Genomic DNA, 20732 nt, shown 5'->3' with positions numbered 1-20732 from the left:
CCGGGCTTATGGCTGACGGTTTGAAGTTTTTAAGCACTTAAGTTTCTAGCGGCAGATGTGTTAATATCAGGATCGAGGATTAAATTTGTTTTATCCTCGTCTGCAATCAGCTCAGTTTTCCCAATACTTTTCTCTATATTAATTTGAGTATTATTCCCCTCTGAGTTATCGGGCAAATTCAATATCTTATTTGCAGAATCCATTATTTTATTTAAAACTCCCATAATAAATTCTGTACTATAACCGGCCGCAAACATGAGTACATTTATTTTTGATATTCCTAAAATTTCATCACCATTGTATAAAAACAGACTCATAAAAACCACTGGAAATAGAATTGCCATTAATAATCTAACATCCTCATTCTTGTCCAACGCTTTCGAAAACACTCTTGATAACGCACCGATTATCCCTATGAGAACATATGAACAAAGATTAAGTATATTTTCAGATAGAAAATCAAGCCAACCTATATCTGATTGAAAATGTAACCCTGTTCTATAAAAAATAGTAACTAAACCATAAAATAAAATGCCATATGCCGAAAAGTAAAAGGCCCGATTATCTTTTTCCTGTTCGAAAGATTTTATCTTTTTCTTCAGTTGAATAATTTCATATTGAATACGGATAAGTTTTCTCACGCTGATTTTTTGTTTAGTTAACTTTATTTCTATTTTTTCACACTCTTTAAAATGTTTTTTACTGTATGTACTTTCATCCTCTAATAAAATCCTAAGTCGAACAACATCTTCAATTATTTTTTCCTTTGTCAAATTAGACAATCTAGTCACCCCAAAATCCATTATTTATAAACCAATTAAATCATATTAACTAAGTTCCCTACTACGACAATGAACACATCGCATTCTTCACACTTTTCTGACTCCAATTCCAGATTTATTAACTATAATCTAAATGCGAACTGCAAATAATCACTAGATAGTCTACATGTTTTTTTAGATCTATAAGACATAACTACTGATCAATCATCAAAGTTGAACGCCACCTTTATAATAGATTGCAACATGAATAAAATGAAAATATTACCTTTTTATAGGATCATAAATATATTTTCATTCGTAAGAGAAGAAGCTCAGGCGCCAGAAAAGTTAGACAGTATCCGGTTAGTAATGGGAAAGCTGACACTTTGTAGATCATGATATCGTAAACCTCCGAGCAGGTGCTAACGCTCATTATTTTAATATGTGACTGAGCGGTGAGCATCTTCAGAAATTCAATAAATGTTTAATTCAGCTTATTACAATTTACGCAGGAATTATTTACCGCTTGTTTCGACTGTTAATCTTACTGTACTGTTAAAACAAATCAACCACCACAGAAAAATTTATCCGTATAGGATGAATTTGTTTGTGGTGGTTTTTTTTCTAATCAAATATTTTTATGAAGCAGTAGAACTGATTAATGTTGAACCGCTATTTAGGATATGGGGTGTTAGTGTGAATCCAAGAATTAATTGAATCTCTATAAAATAAGATTCTTCTTCGTACTCTTACAAAGGGAATTTGATTTTCACGTACCATTGTATAGATACAGTCTGATGAAACACCAAGATAATCAGACAACTCAGTTACAGAAAATACAGCCTTCATTTGAAGCTCAGCTTTTTGAACGGTCGAATTTTCATCACTGCTATCAGCAACTGTGCCAGATTGATACTTTTCTTTCCCGACACCGACTAGCAGTTGTTCTTCCATTTGTAATAATGTTTTTAATAATTGAATTCTTAACAAGTCATATTCTCGCATAACGTTCCACCCTTTTTTTAATGTGACTATCAAAAAAAGTTCTTTTTAAGAGATCTTTTAGGGTGTAAAGTACAGTCCCTTTTTAAAGAAGTTCTATTGCCTTACATTTTGAATCAAAAACTACATATTTTTAGGGAAGTGTGGTGAGAACCCTTGACCTTTCAACTGGCCCTTAACACATTAATCGCCCACTCTTCGTTGTTTAGTCAATTACTCACATTTATGAGTAACTCAGCATTCCATTCTTACCAAGGTTATGATAGATGTGGTGAATATTAATGAATATAAAAGATGAATTTTGGGATCAGCCGGTACGTAAAGCACAAGAATTGTTGAATACTACAGATAATAAAAGTAGATCGGAATGTCGCAGCTATATACTTGATGCGAACTATCGTTTACTTTTCCGTATTCAAATCTATAAATCACTCTGGGAGCAGCTACTTCTGTATCCAGATATTTTTTTCCGAAGACAGCTGTATGCAAAATCGTTTGGTTTAAGCCAACAAATGATCAAGGAAGAAATAGGAGTTGCATCAGGAACTGCTCACAACCTGTTAAACGCGACTCAGGAACCACCTCTCAGTGTCGTTCATTCCTATGCAGTCATGTGCAACGTTCCTTGGCAAACGATTGTAGAGGAAAACCCTGATAAGAAGTATTTTTCTACTCCGACAGAATATTGGTTTAACGGAGCGTCCGTTGAAAAACGAATCGATGAACTTAATGAAGAGCGAAATCAGGTTCAGAGCATACGAGGTTACTGGATCATTGATCCCCTTTCACTTTTTGAAGGGGAGAATCGTCCCATTACAGCAAGATGGGTGAGAAGCTATCCAGAAATAGAGTATCTCGAATTCCATCTAAATCACGAACCCTCACTCTATCCTCAAAAAAGAACCAACATTAAGAAGATGTTTCCGTTCGCAACACATCTTGTGACAACCTATACGCCTTTGCAACCACTTCATAAACGGTCCTTCTGGATAGTAGGACCAAAACAAAAAAAACAGACTGCATATGAAGAATTGTTAAAAGTCATCGAAAAGCGACAGTACACCGACGTTACCTCTCTTTAGAAACTGCTTGCATTACCCTCCATTATGTTGGCTTTCTCATGTTGATGAGTGATTAACTACAACTCATCAACATGGTTAGGCTAGTGCTAACAAACCTAATGGAGGCTACGCTTATGAAGAAACAATCTTCTGATACATCCCCTCATTTAGAAAATCAAAACCACCTTGAAACCCAAGAATCTTTTCGGCAGAATTTTTCTTTTGCCGAAAAGATTCTTGACGTTCAGGGTATGTTTCCCACCCTCAGTGACGATCATGATATTAGAAAAGTCACGCGTGAGAAGGTGGAACATATGCTTTATGCCAAACAACTGATACCTGAAATTCAACCCATTGAAGACAAGACCTATCTAGGGGCAAAAGGTATTAATCAATGGATCTGGGAGAACAAAGTACAAGCTGAAATATCTCAAAGCTTATTACGAGAGTATTTAAGTCGTAGTATGCGCAATGCACCCCATGTCTTTTTCAGGAAATTCCAACTTACTCGCAACCTGGTGCTTCACACTGCAGAACTTTTTGAGATCGTACCTTCTCAGATTGAAGATGGACACTTGCTTGATCCCAAGACCCTTCATCAGGGGTTCGAACACCTAGCGAAGGATGCGTACACATCAACCCTATTCCAATTTTTAATGCGAAGATCCATTCAAAGCGGAAGGTTAGAAAAGATCTTCCCGTTCTTTAAAACATCAGACAAGCAGACAAATATACATCCGAGAATCCTGGGCTTCCAAATGTATATGGAGGAAAAAGGATTTTCTCGTAAACATATTCGAAACACTTCTACCCACGTCACCCAGCTCTTTGTTTGGCTTTGTGCAAACGTCCAGACATTTAAGCAAGCTATTCCTGACACAATCTCCGTTTTTCAAATTCAAAATGAACATTTGCTGATGTACCGCACCTACAAACTTAAGCTCGTGAGGGATGGAGAGTGCAGTCAAATCTCATTTACACATAGTATATATGCCATTCGCTCATTCTATCGTTTTTTGCATGAAAGATTTGGCTTTGAGTCTCCTTTACAGCGCTTCCGTTCCATTAAAGCACCCCGATACAGCCCTCGTGAGCTTCCAACGGATCAGCAAATCGAAGCCTTTTTTCAGGTCGTGGAGCAGTACGCAAGAAATCCTGTCCGTGAACAGATTGGGTATCGATTGATGTTCCATCTGGGGCTCCGATTATCTGAAGTGGCTCATATCAAATGGAGTGATATTAATTTAGGAATACGAACGATTGTTATCCATAGCAAAGGTAAAAAGAGTCACGTTTTACCACTAGCCGAAAAACTTTGTTCCCTCTTACAAGAGCTTCAAACTCAGCCTAGAACAACCTACCTCTTGGGACAGAGAATCTCTACGATTAAACACGATGTATATGAATATTTCATTCTTTACGCCATGATCACCGGTTGGCCATTTCCAGGCGGCGTTCATATCTTCCGTCATATGTTTATTACGCGTCTTGCATCCAAAGGTATCCTCCCGCAAGCGATAAAAGAAATAGCCCGTGTAAGTATGCTGGATACCGTAGGGTTATATATACATATGGCACACCGAGACCAGCACATGATTCGTCAAATTGATCTGCTCAAATATGATTAAGGAGGAGGTACGTTATGCCTATATTTGATGATACGATTGCCAATGATATTGCTTTTGAAGAAAACCTACTCCAACTGGCGGATCAATACGGACCAGATGCGTTTAAACGCATGTTGCAGCGCCTGTCTCCTCAAAACCATGCTGATGCGATAAAAATGAAGGAATCGGTTCTGCTGGATGTTGCGGTTCTCCATTATTACGAGAGTGATGCGTTTCAGAGCTTAGCAAAAACCTCGCAACAGGCATATCGCTATGAAATGAATTTGTTCTTACGGTATTGCGAACGCTCAAAAGGAGTAAACCCAAACATCAAGGAGATTTCATCTGCAGCCTTTTTAAACGATTATTTAGCCCCTGTTCAAAAACTGAATACACGTAGCAAAAAAGCTGCTTTTTTAAGAAGTTTTCTGGGAGAGGTTTTTGCTCACTTTTTCAAGCAGGATATCCGAAAACTCAAACGGACCCTCTCTATGGAAATAGATCAAAACCGTGAGCCACGTGCGTTTACCAAAGAACAGTTGGATGAGCTGCTGTGCCTAGTTCGACTCGGCCGCGAAGCTCACCGCAATTTCACCATTTTATGGACCTTTTTAGGTTCGGGTATTCGGCTAAGCGAATTGTTACATCTACAGATTGGTGATATTGTTTCATCCCGGCAAGAGATCCTTGTACGTGGAAAAGGAAAAAAGGGATATAAACAGCCTAGCAAAATAACCAAATCCTCCCTTGAAATACTGGGTACATATGTGAGCTTTCGGTACCATGGCGTAAAAGACGCGCAAGATTATTTAGAACGATTTATTTTTTCGGATGACAGAGGGAAATCTCCTCTACACGAAAGCACGGTTCAGAAGATGTTTGCTGCCTTGATTGATCAAGCAACCTCTATACCCGAATCCGACAAAAAACCTTATCAGCTATCCGTACACTCTCTACGGCATTCCTTTGCTCTTTATCTGCTTGAGTCCGGCGTAAATCTATACACGATCAAGGAACTCATGAGGCATTCGTGGCTGAGTTCCACGGAGGTTTATTTAAAGTTATTTGATAGTATGCTAGTTAAAGCAATCGACCAGCATCCCCTCGCTCAGCTCAAAGCAAGCGATCTCTTTTGAATCAGGAGGCGATCCCTATGGCTTTTTTACTTCAGTCCGCCTACTTCCAGATCTGGAGCAACCAATTCACATTAAGAAGTTCAACCAAACAAAAATATATAAGCGTACTCAAGAAATTCGAAGCCTTCTTACTTGACAATGGTTTTGAAGGCGAACTTGATTTTGATCAATTTCATGCCAGTCGTGAGCATCCAAGCAGATTACTCCCCATTCAACGACAGGTCTTTGATCGTTTTTTTATGGACTTAAAACATCATGAGCATATGTCGAATATGAATTTAGCAGCAACCATTACCGTGTTACGATGTTTCTTTGAATTCCTGTATGAGGCGGATCTGATTCAACATAACCCACTGCTCGGATATCCTAGGCCAAAATTCGAGTCCCCCATTCAAAACACGGCCTTGTCGAAAGCAGAGTGTCTTGCCCTTCTACAAGCTGCATTACATAAGAGCCCGTTCTACCGGCAAGAGTTTGTGTTTCTCTGGTTCATGCTGATCACAGGTCTTCGACTCTCAGAGGTCCGTTTCCTGAGGCGTAAACGGGTACACTTGGATACACGGATCGTCCACGTTTTTGATGCACAAAAAACTGAGAAATACCCTGTCGCTCTCCCTAAGGATCTCACAGCAGAACTTGAACGATACATCCAACATCCTGAATATCTTAAGTATGCTCATCAGGGGGATGAGTACCTATTCCATCAACAAGGAAAAATCATGACCGTCGATAAGATTAAACGGATATTATCCGATTTAACTCATGATGCAGGTCTTGACAGGCATATTCGACCACATGATCTTAGACGAACAGCAGGATATTTGATGCAGACAGGTGGTATGAGCATCATCGATATTCAGCATCAGCTGCGCCATAAAAATGTAGGAACAACGTTGCGTTATGTACCACCTTTGAGTGCTTTGACTAAGATTCTCGAGGATACCTAAGGTGATATCAATCAATATTAATCTATTAAGGTAAGGTCTCACTTCTTCATGAATGGACATAATGACTAATATAAAAATCCATTGTAGAAGGTGTTTTGAGTTGGCTAATATTCAAAAACGTGGTGATAATTCATGGTTCTTAACGGTTAATGCAGGTAAAGATGCTAGAGGAAAATACGTTCGTTTCACAAAAACCGTTCATTGCCGAACAAAACGAGAAGTGGAAAGCGAATACGCTAAATTTCGGATGGAAGTGGAAGCGGATGAATATGTGTCGCCTCAGAAACTAACATTTGGGGCGTTCGTCGAAGAGTGGAGAGATAAGTATGCCGTAAAGCATCTGGGATTCAAGACGTTATACACATATGACTCTAATCTTAAGACCCGAATTCTTCCGTACTTTCAGCATCTAAGACTGGAGGAGATCAAACCACTTCACATCGTAAACTTTCTAAATCAACTCGAAAAGGAAGGAAGCCGTGGAGATAAAAAAACAGGAGGCTTAGCCTCTGGTACGATTGAAATTCAGTACCGTATCTTAAAAAACATACTCAAACGTGCAGTGGAATGGAGAATTATTAAGCGAAATCCGGCTATCGATGTGCAGAAACCAAAGGTCAATTCAAAAGAGATCGTCCCCTACAATGAAGCAGAGGTAGAACAAATGCTTCGAGCATTGCAATGTGAGCCATATCACTGGAGGGTTATGATCACTTTGGCTCTTACAACCGGATTACGGCGGGGCGAGTTACTCGGGCTGGAGTGGAAGCATCTTGATTTCAACAATGGGATGTTAGATGTTTCACAATCTATGATTCACGCTCTTAAAGGTAAAATCATCGTTAAATCACCTAAAACTAAAAAATCTATTCGAAAAGTAGCATTACCAAGCTCCATGTTAAAGGAGCTACGAGAATATTACGCTTATAGAATGCAAGAACGAATTGACGTTGGCGATTCATGGTATAGCGGAGATTGGTTTTTTATGTTCTCACATCCCGATGGACAGCCTTTTCACCATGAGCGTCCCTACCTTTGGTTTCGACAGTTCATAAAGAAAAATGGCTTCCGGTACATTCGGTTTCATGATCTCCGGCATACCTCAGCCACGATTCTGATAAACCAAGGCGTTCATGCTAAAATTATTTCTGAGCGACTTGGACATGGAAGCATCGCCACCACTATGAATATTTATGGACATGCTCTGCAAACTGCTGATCAGGCTGCTGCCGATAAGTTTGAATCATTTTTCACATCTGATACACATGGGCAATAAAGAAGACGCTCCTTTAGGTAAGGGGCGCCTCTTACTTTTATGCTATTAAAGAATGTAATTTTTTTTCAATCTTCGTTTTAAGATTACTAGGTAATGTCGATAAAAACCTCGAGATTTGTTCTTGCTCGTATGATGTGTTCAATAAAACGAGTAGCTCATCGAGAATATTCGCTTCGGTTGTATCTCTATCCCAAATCACGTTTGTTCCCTTATAGGTTTCTTCATCAATTCTTAATAATTTCTTATCCAGACTATAATAGTATCTAAGTTTAGTTTCAACTAATTTATTAAACATTTCTTCCCTAAAAACAAGTTCTCCAATAATCATTTGATTTTGTCTTCTATAGGAAATATTGCTATAGTCATCTAAAAAAATATTATCGGTCAAATCGCTAGGTTGTACGCCGTCAGTGAGTAATAAGTGTATTAGCTCGTCAATCTTGCATTTTATTTCAATCGTTACATTCATTTAAATCATCCTCCTTAGTTCCTCAATTATTACATCAAGGTACTTCTGTGAATCAAGCAAAGCCTCAGGTTCTCTCTTTTTAACAGGTCCATATTTGGCATACAATCTTGCATTAATGTATCTTACCAATATTCCATCATTGGTACAATCACTATTTAGATTATGAATAATTTTGTTGAACTTCAAATACAGATTGGTGTCTTTAGGGTTTATACCCTTTTCTTCAAGAACAACTTGGACTGCCTCATTGGCATTGTTATATAAAAGCCCACGGGTTTTTTTCCTGAGTAATTCCGGCCTCTTTGACAATAAAAGCTCATTAATTTCATTCTTTTTGGATGTAATTGATTGCTTTTTAATTGCCTCTTTAGCTGCTAGTACGTCTTCTTCGCTAAGTCCTGCATCTCTAAGTTTTTGAATCTTACTCTCAAGTTCTGATTCAATTTGAAATCTTGCTTGTTCAAACATTTCGTTGAAATCAAGGCCAGAAAGGTAGGAATCCTTATCACTTATAAAATACTGATCCTTTTCAATAGAGGCATAAACAATTTCTCGTTTCTCATATTCTCTATCTGAGATTGCATATTCTCTTACTGGAATTTTTTTGCTTTTCTCTACTTCTTTTGAGAAAATCTCCCACATTAAATTCAGGCCTATTTCTTCGTGGAATATAACCACTGCATTATTATCAATTGCGAAATCTGTTATCTCCTCATTAGGAATAGCTCTCAAAACTCTACCAATAACTTGAGCAAATGCATTTAAACTACGATATGGTCTGAATAAAGAAAGTACTGTCAAATACTTATGATCATACCCTTCCATTAACATATTAACTGAAACGACAACCTCACAGTTATGATCCTCAATATCCATAAATGCTTGTTCAAGTTCATCAGGTTTCATTCCACTGTGAACAATTCTGACTGTCGAGCCTTTATCCTTATACCAATGTGCAACATCTTTTGCATGTTTAATGCTACATGCTACGGCAAGAATTTTATGTGGAACATTTGGAGAAGCTTCTTTTATTATTTTTAACTGTTTAATACTTTCATCTATTACATCTATTGAACATTCTTCCGAAAGAGCAATGGATTTTTCAACCCACTCCTTTTCTTTTATTTCGAGAACTTCATCCTTACTGTACTTCTTTGAGTCGCCGGGAATAGAGAAATACAAGTTTCCATTGTTAATGGTAGCCTTTCTTAGCCACTTGACATACTTTAGTGCCATAACTTCAGATAAAGATGTATTGTGTATTTCTTCACCGGGCAGTTCTTGATGGTCTCCTCTATATGGCGTTCCCGTAACGTGTAGTTTTTTTGCCTCAGAAAAGTATTCCAAAGCTTCTACCCACGTATTTGCTACAGAATGGTGCGCTTCATCAATAATAACCAAATCAAAAAAATCTCTAGGCACAGTATTTAATAAAGATTTTTGATTAGCTTTATTTAATTTATGTACATTTGTAATAACAAAATTACATTTTTCTAAGCTGGATAGTAACATATCAGCTTCATATTCTTCCACTACAGGCATATCTTCCGGTGAAAATATCACATCCTGGTTCAACCAAAAGTTATCCTCTAACGGGTGCAGTGTTTTGACCACGCTCTTTTTCGTTACCAATCCAGGCGTTATTACAAGCACCCTCTTATAGGAAACTCCGTAGGGAGCAATTGAAATCAGCCCACTTTTACCCGTACCAGTAGGTAATACCACTAACGCCTCTCCTTTGGGATTACTTTCAAAGTACTCTTTAATTTTAATATAGGCTTCAATTTGTGGCTCTCTAAGTTTTTTGTTTTCAATAATATTGGGTACAATTTTCATGAAATATGTCAATTAACATCACTCCTTTTCGAAATGTTCTTGTGGGTTTACAAAACTATTAATTTAACTTGGAGGAGAATATTTTCTACCAAACATTGATAACCACCACTTGTTAGTAGGACTTTCAACTAGAACAATTCCATCCTCAAGGTACTTCTTTAATTCATCCGTTTGATAACCGAAATTACAATTATCTAAAAAGACTTTTTCAACTAATAAGGCTTTAGTCACCGGAGTACATTCTATTAGGCAATTTTTCCAAGATAGTCCTACGAACTTTCCGCCTTTCCATTCCAAACCTTTCATTGCACACTCAATAAATGTAGATCTTTCCACGTACATTTCATCAAATCTTCCTCCACCAAATTCAGTCAATTGAATATCCAGTCCCCTCCACTCCCCACCAAGAGTACAATCGTAAAACTTGGTATTATCTGAAAAAATCATATAAGAAGCTTTAACCCCATAAAATAAGCTTTTTTTCCAAGTACAATTCCTAATAACTACACCCTCTAATACGGCTCCATTAAAACGAACTCCTATTCCCTCACATTTCTCAAAAAGAGATGTATGTAGGGTGGACTTAGTGAATATTGTTTTAGTCATTCTACAGTCATTCATTTGTGTCTCGAACATACTAGCATTTATAAAATTTATATAACTCAGATCACAACTTAAGAATTGAACATTCTTCAACTTTGTTCCTTTAAAACTGGAACGATAAAGAATACAATTATTAAAGACAACATCTTCTATTGTTCCTTGTTCTATTATTAAGTCAGGTAAGTAAGCATTGTTAATGTTCAGCTTATTGCTTGAATTTTTTTCCATGCTAATTTTTCGTGCACTAAGTACTTTCCCTAAAGTACGAACTATTTCTTTAATTGCCGTATGACATTTTAACCACTCTTCGACAATCCGCTGTAAATCTCGCTTTTTCACAGCATACTCGTTCATGTTTTCTGCATATTGTTCATAACTCCACTGACTGATTTTCTCTTCTCTAAAGGTAGAATAAAAACTTTTATGCCAGTTAGACCATTCATATTCATCTAGCTTAAAGAAGTTGACTAGCATATCTCTATTTTTTTCGTGAATGAAATGGCGTGCTGCCAGTTCTAATTGGCGGTCATGTAAAAGCCGGCTCTCTTCCGCAAGTAACGGAATAACTTGTTCGGGAAACTGCTGAAGAGCAACAGCTGCTGCTTCTCTCACCTCAGGAATCGAGTCAAATTTAATTACATTAATTAAATATCTTATAGATACCTCATATTCTCCCAAGGCTTGAACTGCACCAAGCCTTACAGGGGTACTATCACTTCCTAACTCCTTCAGCATACCCGAAATCCTATCCTTTTCATTTTTTTCACTTTGGATATTGAGACTATTGATTGTGTTCTTATGAGCATTCCTTGTTGCATAATAAGTTATAAGCAGTGAGCATATTCCAATTACTGAAGTAATCATTTGCAATATTGGGCTCCAGTACAATGATCGCTTCTCTCGTTTGATTTTTTCAGTTTCCACCTTGAGTTTTTCACTTTCATTTTTTAGCTTTTCAGTTTCCTGATTTAATTTTTGAATCTCGATATCACTTTTATTTTTAATAGCAGTAGTAGCTACAGTCGATGCTTGTGTATGCATAGGACTAATTAAAAAAAGAGGACACAAAAAAAAGCATAAAGCAATTGTATTAAAGAATAGGCGTAAGCGATGGTTCATATAATAAAAACCTCCATTCATTGTACCGTAATATTTTACCATACAAATTAGAATATTATAGATAATATTCTCTTTTCTTACTATAATAAAAAAGACAAATAGGAGGAGTGCACTTGGCTATCCGTAAAATAGAGGTTGATAATTGTAAATCATTGTGGAATATAGAGGTTACACTGAATAGGATTAACTGTTTGTTGGGTGAGAACGGTTCGGGAAAATCAAACTTACTTAAAGCCGTTAATTATTTCTATCAAAATATGACTGAATCAAATCTTCAACTTAACTTGCATGATAAACACAACCCATTTGTTGAAGATATGAAAATCACTATTTGGTTCGATTTTCATAGGATTCGTTCAATTGCTAAGAGTCATCGAAGTGCAAACCGGATATATGGTCATGAATTTAAGCCCTACTTCCGAAAACTACTATCCATGGACAAGTTATTTCGAGACGGGAACGACCTAATACCATTAACTCTTACTCAAAAAAAGCGTGAGGGAATAACTTGGAGTTTGCCTTACGAATTCCGTGTAATCTTGAAGAATCTGTTCCCTGTCTATTTTGTTAATGCACGACATATAAACCTTACGAATTGGGATCAGTTATGGGAAACTATCGGTGACCTCGGTACACTAGAAACTAAGGACAGACCAATAAATAAAATCAAGCAGGCGTTGGAGGAATGCTTAGGACCTCAATATAAGAAGATCGCAGAAAAACTCGAAAATGAACTAGACGTTGGCAACTTAGAACTAAGATCGTTTCGGCCTAAGCTAATGTTTTCTCATTTATATCAACTTCAATTAGGAGGGCGTTCATTCCGTTATCAAAACGAGGATCTGGATTACTTTTCAGATGGACTGAATTCTTATAATTATATTAAGCTCTTATCTAGGATGGTAATTCAGCTATCGGAGTTGCGACTAAAAGAACCGCTGATTATCCTCGATGAACCAGAAACGGGATTACATCCCCGGTTTTTAGATGACCTTAGCAAAATCATTTCCAAGGATATAGGTTTTACTGGTTTCTTGATCGCCACTCATTCGCCTAGATTTATTCGGAACATGTTGAATATCGGAGATAGTTGTAGTTTATTTCACATACAGATGCAAGATAGACATACTTCTATACAGCAAATGAAAGGGTTTACTGACAATAGGGAAGTTCAAACATTCACAGAGCTGGAAGCTAGCTATTATTTTGCAAAGGCCATTCTTTTCGTTGAAGGAGTAACAGAGTTAGAGCTGTTTTCAAACCCTGAACTTGTTAAACTATTCCCAGGACTTAGGGAAATTGACGTTTTCCCTTTTAGCGGGAACTCTGTAAGACTCAAATCTATTAATCCCGTTGAAAAAAATATAAGTATACCTTACCTTATTCTTACTGATATGGATAAAATAATTCAATACGATTCAAAGTCTAGTCGATTCACTCCTTGTAGCGACTCAGCTGTTTTAAATCCTCTCAAGGATCGGAAGGCTCATAAAAAAGAGATGTTCTACTATTCAAATAGAAAATCTCAAACTTATACTACTAGACGTCAGATTGAAGGTTTATTGGAGAAGTGTGCATTTTACTCACATCCTCATTGGGGTATTATTGACAGCCCATATTTTTATGAACTCATAAATTTAATAAGAGAATATTGCATATTGCATCATGTTTTCCCAGTTAGCACAACCGTCGAAGGGCTACTAATACACCCCGACAACTACTTACTCGTTTGGGATTATATATGTCGAACAGAGAAGGATGACCAAAAACTTAATCAATTACGTTCTATATACAATTATTCAGAAACACCTTCCTATAAAACCACTATCCTCCGTATGTTACACGGTGGAAAAGCAGATCATAATTTAACCAACAAACAGAGATATCCAGAATCAAGAGAACCTGAATACGCACCCGCAAAAACAATTTACAAATTAATTAATCAATATAGTTACGGAAAGACTAGTGGATGGGTGACAGCGTACATAAATGATGTGTTTGAAAATGTTATTAACAAGGCTCAAGAGAGTGAACGTAAAGAGCTTTTTGAAAGCTGTTTTCCTGAGCTATACAAGCTTATTACAGTTATGCTAGAATTAACAAGGAAATAGGAAGACGGGTAGTAAGCGTGAATGTATATATGCGTTCCGCTCCTTGTTGTGTTGAAACCAAGGGTTAAGTGCTATAAATTTAAAAACTAGTTATCGCGGATTGTCCCGGTGATATATTGATCGCGCCTAAAATTAAAGTTCGCTTCGCGAGGCATTGGGTAGGTACCCGTTTTCCTATCTCTTAGTTAGAAAGGTGATTCTTATTCAGATATTTAGAGAAAGCTTTTTTTTCGGTCATGTTCTCAAAGCCAAGGAATCTCTAATAAAATCATGCTTAGAAAACAAAAACGATTACTACTACGAGAAGATAATTCCAAAAAAAACACACGGGTTTAGAACTCTACATTGCCTTAGAAGAGATTCTGAATTATATAAATTACAATCAGAGCTTACCCATAATTTTTTGGATAAAATACCTATTCCCGACTATGTATGTGGATTTGTTCCAGGAAAATCATATCGCGATTATTTAGCCCCACATATAAGACAAGTCAACGTGGAAAAAGATCGCTATTATCTACGCTTGGATATTAAAGACTTTTTTTCTAGCCTCTACAAAGAAAACATTCTAGATATGTTAAATCCTTATTTTCGTCTTGAACCAGTGAAGAGTGAATCTTTACTGGAATATATTGCTGAACTTACCACTCTGGATGGAGTTCTACCTCAGGGAGCAATCAGTTCACCATCACTATCGAATATTCTTTTCAGAAGAATGGATATTAGAATCAATAAATACTGCAAACAAAAGGGTTATACTTATACTCGTTATGGAGATGACCTTTTATTTTCATCTGTAAATGATATTCTACATAATGCTTCGACGATATACTTATTCTCCTCTATTCTTAATGATGGGGGATTTACTTTAAATGAGCGAAAAATCCGGAAAGGGATCAATCAAATGTCCCTTAACGGATTTGTTGTCGGATCAAATTTACGTATTTCTCGTAGTAAGCGCGCAGATATTGGAAATATTTTATATTTATTCGCTACCCACCAACCCGATGAAAGAAAGAAACTACTCGATATTTTGAATAAAGAGTCTTTTCGGTATCGTCGGAAAAATAGTGATGATTTATATTTTTATAATGACAATGCTCTAATACATTATCTTGCTGGTTACAGGGCAATGCTAATTGGTTGGTTACCGGAAGATAGAAACCATCTGCATTTTGAGGAAGCAATACGTACAATTAATCAACTAGAAGCACTGCTCGAGAAAATTCATTACATGGAATAACTCCTACTTTCGGAGTTTTTTTCTGTTCTATACTCTTTTCATGTTCTCTCTCCCATGAAATATAATACACATCTCTGTCAGCGATAATAAAGACATTTCTGGAATTGGTAACAAAACTCAGATAATTTCCGTCCGATTCTCCGTCCGATTCTTTTGCCCTACTTATGATACGGCTCACCTTAATTAATCTTCACTATCCTCCCTGTTAGTAAGAACGGTCCCTCCTTGGACATGTGTAACGAAGGAATGAGAGGTCAATTACCCGGTGGTCACTAAATTCCTAACACTAATAAGCCCGCTGGACGGTAAAGATGCTGCCATCCTGCGGGCTTATTCTTTATGTTTGGAGACGGGGACAAAGAATAAAATAGGACAAGCTATTCGTACTTTTCTACATTGGATCTCAAGTCAATACTTCTTTTATTATCTATACATCCGCTTTTACATCTGTACACGTTCCCAAATGAAACTAAGCACCCTGAGTCCTTATGAATACCAAAATCAGGCTGCTTAAATATCGCTTTGTATTTGTCTACTTGACAGGTGTTACTTCATTTTTTCTGGTGTCTTCTGTTCATTTACGCTGAAATTCGGTGAATTTTTACATCAATTTTACATCAAGTCTGTTATCTTCCATCTGTACCACTAACGTTTCTAATCTGTACCTCATTGGAAAACCCAAGTAAATAAAAGGACTTCAATCCACTGTACCAACCTTCACCAACAAAGCCACCGACTCTACATGCACAGTATGCGGGAACATGTCCACCGGAGTTACCTCCACTGTCTTGTATCCGCCATCTTCGAGCACCCGCAAGTCTCTTGCCAGTGTCGATGGATTACACGACACATACACCACACGCTCCGGCTTCATAGCCAGAATCGTCTCTAACAACCGCGGATCGCAACCCTTACGCGGTGGATCGACAACGATAACATCCGCCGTAATCCCTTGCTCTTTCCAATTCGGAATGACATCCTCAGAGGCACCAACCTCGAACACTACATTCTTCATCTCATTTAACTTCGCATTCGCCCGGGCATCCTCAATAGCTTCCGGTACAATTTCGACACCGTATACCTTAGCCGCATGCTGCGCCAGGAAAAGGGAGATCGTACCGATGCCGCAATAGGCATCGATAACCGTTTCATTGCCAGTCAGTCCGGCATATTCAACGGTTTTACCGTACAACACCTCAGTCTGTGCCGGGTTCACTTGATAGAACGAACGCGCTGAGATAGCGAACTGTACATCGCCGATGTAGTCATAGATGACGTCTCTGCCCCACAGGACGCGGGTTTCGCCACCGAAGATGACATTCGTACGCTGAGTGTTGACGTTCTGGCAGATGCTGACTACATCCCGCAGCTGTTCGCGGATGCTGCCGAGCCAGGCGTCCAGGTGTGGGATGTCGCGGCCGTTGGTTACGAGGACGACCATCATTTCACCGGTGCGGAAAGCTTTCTTCACGACGACATGGCGCAGCAGGCCACGACCGGTTTCTTCACTATAAGCAGAGATGCCAAGTTCTCTGCCGATGTCTTTCACCTTGCGCACAACGTCATCATTATCCTCATGCTGGATTAAGCACGTCTCCATATCGATGATACGGTGACTTCCCCGTGCGTAAAAACCGCCTACAAGGCCACCTTCGGTTACGCCAATTGGTACCTGAGCCTTGTTGCGGTAACGCCAAGGCTCGTCCATGCCGAGTGTAGGGCGAACAAGAATGCCATCTGTATGAGCTACTCCAGCGCCATCAGTCGCACCATCCACGATGCCACCATCGTTGGCACTGTCCGTCTGACTTCCACCAGCATTACTCTCTTTGCCCTTTCCGCTGTTCCCGCCACCATCCACCCGGAGCTTCCCAATCCGCTCCAGGTTGTCCACCACCAGCTGCCGTTTCCACGCCAGTTGTGCGGTGTAGTCCATATGCTGCAGCTGGCAGCCGCCGCATTGGTCATAGATCTCGCAAGGCGCTGCGATGCGGGCGCTGCTCGCTTCTACTATATTAAGCAGCTTGGCGTAGCCATACTGCTTTTTGGTCTTGAGCACCCTTGCCCGGACTTTCTCTCCGGGAAGGGCTCCCTGCACAAAAAGGGTAAAGCCTTCTACGCGGCCTACCCCTTCACCTTCATGGGTCATGCCGATAATATCGAGCATAACCTCATCATTTTTATTCACAGGCAGTCCGGCGACAGGCGCCTTGCCGGCTGGGCGGCTGGTGCTGCGTCCACTGCGGTGTTTACTCATTATTTATAGTTCACTTCTTTCATTATCATCGCTGTATAATCCCACACTCTTGCTTTCAATCAACCTAATTATTCTGAGCAAAAATCCGCAGATGCTGCGGCAAAATCCGAAAACGACCCGGCAGCTCTCCGCCAAGTTCTCCATCCAAGTTCAATTGGACATGCCCTGGAGAGATTACATCCATTGCATCCGTACGGAAATACACAACCTTTTTATCCTGCAAATGCTCGCCACGAAGGGCCAATCTAACCAAACGGACAAACTCTGCCAAGTTGCATTTTTTAACCGCAATAACATCTAACAGACCGTCATCGATTCGAGCGCCGGGAGCAAGCTTTTCAAAGCCGCCAACAGAATTCGTATTTGCAATCAGGAACAGCATAAACTCATCATGAATAACCTCCTGCCCATTGGCACGAATGATTAGTTCCTGAGGAGATAGGCTGACCATTTTTTCAATACCTTTTAAATAGTACGCAAGCTGCCCTATCATGGTCTTCAGCTTACTTGGAACTTCATAGGTCAGTTCGGTTAGACTGCCACCGCCTGCTATATTAATGAAATAACGATCATTGGCTTTACCGATATCAATCGGACGCGACTCTTGACGAAGGATCAAATCAACGGAATCTTCCCAATTCTTCGGGATCCCCATCGCACGTGCAAAATCATTGGTAGTCCCAAGTGGCAACACGCCAAGCGGGGGGAGATTAGGTTTCTCCGCCATACCATTGATAACCTCATTTAAAGTGCCATCCCCACCGGCTGCTATGATTAGATCATAACCGCGCTCTACTGCATCCGCAGCAGCTAACATAGCATCGCCTTCTCCGGTCGTTGCATGGCAGGAGGCTTCAATGCCACCCGTATCCAGCCGGTCCAAAATGTCGGCGAGCCGCTTCTTCATTTCTTCCCGTCCAGAAGTGGGATTATAAATCAATCTCGCAGTTTTCATTACCGGAACGCCACCTGTTTTTTATAATAGAATAACCTAATTGATTATACCTAATTCGGACCACTACAATCAATGTCAGAGGACATTTATCGTAAATATTCCATTATACAACAATTCACGACACCTTATTAGGCAAAAATAACTATATATATGTCTATGCAGCAAATCCCGTATTATCCACGGAAATGGGCACTATTTTTCATGATTAAGTGGGCTAAAAAGGAAACTTTTTAACTCTTTTTTCGAATCTGTTCGAGGAGTGTCTCTACCTGTCTCTCAATCCAATGCGCAAGTAGCGGGTGCGGCAAAAGCGTCTGGCCAGAATACTTATAGGTTAACCCTTTAAGTCTGTTCGGAACCACATGTTTAGTGAAATAACCTTCACTCAAAAAAAGCGGCGCCACCAATACCTCGTGACCCTGCTCCTGCCAATACTCCACTTTGCTTCTTACACTGTCCGGATTCAGCAGACCATAATCGGCCGCCGCTACGCCGCTCACCTCACGTACACGTCCTGCCAGTGAAGAGATGCCCTGCTGCCAACGCTGGCGGAAGCCATCATAAATGCTGCCGTGACCTACCAACAGAATCGTCTCACGTTCAGGTTCCGTAGACAGCTTACGGAGCTTGTCCCAGATCATCACAGCGATGTCCGGGTCATCGTCGACAGGATAACCATAGTGAACCTTAGCCTTCACGTGGAACGGCTCTAAGTCGGTCTCACGTTCAGGCTCAGGTTTAGCCCCTAGTGCATATTCTATTTCATCGACATGTGTGCTTCCCGAGGAAACGAACAATGGGATCACAATTATATCTGTGACCCCTGCATGTTCCAGTTCATTTATTCCATCTTGAATCAGACGGCCCTCTACCAGCTCTAAAAAAGAGACCACCACTGGCATCTCTTCATCTAGCGATAATTCGCTTACGGCCTCTTCCACAATCGACACCCAAACCTCGTCGCGGGAGCCGTGACTGATAATAAGTACGCCCGGTACCATAAATTAGCGTCCCAAACGTTCCAGCGTTAATTTATAACCATCATTTCCGTAGTTCAGGCAACGTTTTACACGGGAAATAGTAGCTGTACTTGCTCCTGTCTCTGCTTCGATCTGATTGTAGGTCGAGCCTTTGCCGAGCATACGTGCTACTTCCAGTCGTTGCGACAGCGATTGAATCTCGTTCACGGTGCACAAATCATCAAAGAAAACATAACATTCTTCCATATTCTTTAATGTTAAAATGGCTTCAAATAATTGGTCTATACTTTTATCATTTAACTTCTTAAGTTGCATCAATTTTTCATCCCCTAAAAGTTCTATCAGCATTAGTTTCTCTGATTAAGCTCCGTACAAAACTAGCTCCGGAAACATCAACCTAATGTCACTATCCTGCCTTTACTATATTGCACTGGAGCGCATTTTTCAAGCATTAACGATTTCACGCTGTAAAGAACGAAAATGATGGACAAACGTCCACCCCACGCGCACACCATTTATGTACCCCAATACAAGTATTTTTCTCTACATAAGAATTATCGCCTACACTATAGTACTACAAAAGCGCCGAAAATCAAGCTCGTACACGGTTTCTTCACTACTTTAACCTGTTTATAGGCATACGCCCTTTTCCGCTCCTATCCCTATTACCCGGGCATTCGTCTATACCGTATGTTCGCCCATGACATACAGTATAGCAGACCACTAACAAAGGAATGTGATATTATGCCTGATCATTACTATAATCATTCCCGCCGGAATCAGCGTTCACTGAGCGATTCGTATAATGCCTCTGCCTACCCCGGCCTCAGTTCATATGCGCCCTCAGCTCTCCCAGGTGAGACCGGAATCCTTCCTGCTTTAGGAGCAGAAGCTGCCACCGAAACTGCGCTAGCGCTCCCTGCAGCTGAAGCTGCAACAAAGGCAAGCGGCGGGCTTGCCGGACTGCTCAGCGGCTTAGGCGGCGGTGGCGGAATTGGTGGGAATATGGAGCAAATCAAAGGCATCATCGATCGTATGGGCGGCATTGACGGGATCGTAAACTCTATGGGTAAAGTACAAAAGGTGATGTCCGGCTTCCAGCAGATGGCTCCAATGGTTAAGCTGTTCATGGGTAGCTTCGGTAAAAACAAAGGCGCAGCAGGCGCACTAGCCGCCGAAGAGGATGCTGCCCTGTACAGTCCTAATCGCCGCAAAAAAAAGCGCTCCACCTCACCCCGTCGCAAATCTACTACAACTACTCGCCGGCGCTCTACTTCTTCCACCGGAAAACGTCGCCGCAAATAGCGGTGACGTTTTCTAGCTATGTATCAGAAAAACAGCAATTCTCGCAGGAAAGAGATTTGCTGTT

At 39.8% G+C, this 20732-nt stretch carries 17 protein-coding genes; 8 read left to right on the top strand and 9 right to left on the bottom strand.

Annotation, left to right across the window (positions count from 1 at the left end; all coding sequences use genetic code 11):
* Positions 1–29 precede the first annotated feature (29 nt).
* Both MKY54_RS03480 and MKY54_RS03475 read right to left on the bottom strand, forming a co-directional pair.
* A complete protein-coding gene (locus MKY54_RS03480; protein WP_280789097.1) occupies positions 30–782 on the bottom strand; it encodes a hypothetical protein in 753 nt (250 codons plus the stop codon).
* A 651-nt stretch (positions 783–1433) separates the two neighbouring features.
* Complete coding sequence (locus MKY54_RS03475; RefSeq protein ID WP_339189497.1) at positions 1434–1766, bottom strand: excisionase family DNA-binding protein; 333 nt, start codon at positions 1764–1766, stop codon at positions 1434–1436.
* A gap of 278 nt (positions 1767–2044) precedes the next feature.
* On the opposite strand from MKY54_RS03475, the gene MKY54_RS03470 reads away from it, so the two are divergent.
* From MKY54_RS03470 to MKY54_RS03450, 5 genes are all read left to right on the top strand, one after another.
* Positions 2045–2845: a hypothetical protein gene (locus MKY54_RS03470; RefSeq protein WP_339189496.1), complete on the top strand. Its 801-nt coding sequence runs from the start codon at positions 2045–2047 to the stop codon at positions 2843–2845.
* A 113-nt stretch (positions 2846–2958) separates the two neighbouring features.
* Positions 2959–4452: a tyrosine-type recombinase/integrase gene (locus MKY54_RS03465; RefSeq protein WP_339189494.1), complete on the top strand. Its 1494-nt coding sequence runs from the start codon at positions 2959–2961 to the stop codon at positions 4450–4452.
* A gap of 14 nt (positions 4453–4466) precedes the next feature.
* Complete coding sequence (locus MKY54_RS03460) at positions 4467–5567, top strand: tyrosine-type recombinase/integrase (RefSeq protein ID WP_339189492.1); 1101 nt, start codon at positions 4467–4469, stop codon at positions 5565–5567.
* Positions 5568–5584: 17 nt separating this feature from the next.
* On the top strand, positions 5585–6514 hold the full coding sequence (locus MKY54_RS03455) for a site-specific integrase (protein WP_339189490.1): 930 nt from the start codon (positions 5585–5587) through the stop codon (positions 6512–6514).
* A gap of 100 nt (positions 6515–6614) precedes the next feature.
* Positions 6615–7790, top strand: coding sequence for a site-specific integrase (locus MKY54_RS03450; protein ID WP_339189487.1), 1176 nt, complete (start codon positions 6615–6617; stop codon positions 7788–7790).
* Between the two features lie 37 nt (positions 7791–7827).
* On the opposite strand, the gene MKY54_RS03445 is transcribed toward MKY54_RS03450, so the two are convergent.
* Genes MKY54_RS03445 through MKY54_RS03435 form a run of 3 tightly spaced genes read right to left on the bottom strand, consistent with a single transcriptional unit; the run spans position 7828 to position 11817 of the window.
* Positions 7828–8259, bottom strand: coding sequence for a hypothetical protein (locus MKY54_RS03445; RefSeq protein ID WP_339189484.1), 432 nt, complete (start codon positions 8257–8259; stop codon positions 7828–7830).
* Complete coding sequence (locus tag MKY54_RS03440) at positions 8260–10107, bottom strand: DEAD/DEAH box helicase family protein (RefSeq protein ID WP_339189482.1); 1848 nt, start codon at positions 10105–10107, stop codon at positions 8260–8262.
* A 51-nt stretch (positions 10108–10158) separates the two neighbouring features.
* Positions 10159–11817: a pentapeptide repeat-containing protein gene (locus tag MKY54_RS03435; RefSeq protein WP_339189481.1), complete on the bottom strand. Its 1659-nt coding sequence runs from the start codon at positions 11815–11817 to the stop codon at positions 10159–10161.
* 113 nt (positions 11818–11930) lie between these two features.
* Here MKY54_RS03435 and MKY54_RS03430 point away from each other — a divergent pair, with 113 nt between their 5' ends.
* Both MKY54_RS03430 and MKY54_RS03425 read left to right on the top strand, forming a co-directional pair.
* A complete protein-coding gene (locus MKY54_RS03430) occupies positions 11931–13928 on the top strand; it encodes a retron Eco8 family effector endonuclease (RefSeq protein WP_339189479.1) in 1998 nt (665 codons plus the stop codon).
* A gap of 193 nt (positions 13929–14121) precedes the next feature.
* A complete protein-coding gene (locus MKY54_RS03425) occupies positions 14122–15171 on the top strand; it encodes a reverse transcriptase family protein (protein ID WP_339189477.1) in 1050 nt (349 codons plus the stop codon).
* Between the two features lie 697 nt (positions 15172–15868).
* Here the strand turns inward: MKY54_RS03425 and rlmD are convergent.
* The 4 genes from rlmD to MKY54_RS03405 form a co-directional block, all read right to left on the bottom strand.
* Positions 15869–17428, bottom strand: coding sequence for a 23S rRNA (uracil(1939)-C(5))-methyltransferase RlmD (gene rlmD, locus MKY54_RS03420; RefSeq protein ID WP_339189476.1), 1560 nt, complete (start codon positions 17426–17428; stop codon positions 15869–15871).
* Between the two features lie 64 nt (positions 17429–17492).
* Complete coding sequence (locus MKY54_RS03415; protein WP_036680719.1) at positions 17493–18383, bottom strand: diacylglycerol kinase; 891 nt, start codon at positions 18381–18383, stop codon at positions 17493–17495.
* Positions 18384–18613: 230 nt separating this feature from the next.
* Positions 18614–19384 (bottom strand): CbiX/SirB N-terminal domain-containing protein, encoded by a 771-nt coding sequence (locus MKY54_RS03410; RefSeq protein ID WP_339189474.1) that lies wholly within the window; start codon positions 19382–19384, stop codon positions 18614–18616.
* A gap of 3 nt (positions 19385–19387) precedes the next feature.
* The gene (locus tag MKY54_RS03405) at positions 19388–19678 is read right to left on the bottom strand and encodes a YerC/YecD family TrpR-related protein (protein WP_019913624.1); all 291 of its coding nucleotides are present in this window, start codon (positions 19676–19678) and stop codon (positions 19388–19390) included.
* 429 nt (positions 19679–20107) lie between these two features.
* Between MKY54_RS03405 and MKY54_RS03400 the strand changes: the two genes are divergently transcribed.
* Positions 20108–20668, top strand: coding sequence for a hypothetical protein (locus MKY54_RS03400; protein WP_038568686.1), 561 nt, complete (start codon positions 20108–20110; stop codon positions 20666–20668).
* The last annotated feature ends 64 nt before the right edge of the window (positions 20669–20732 follow it).

The organism is Paenibacillus sp. FSL P2-0121 (assembly GCF_037975345.1).
Lineage (GTDB): Bacteria > Bacillota > Bacilli > Paenibacillales > Paenibacillaceae > Paenibacillus_AQ > Paenibacillus_AQ odorifer.
The sequence above is the reverse complement of the archived record's forward strand: the minus strand, read 5'-3'. Positions and strand labels throughout refer to the sequence as shown.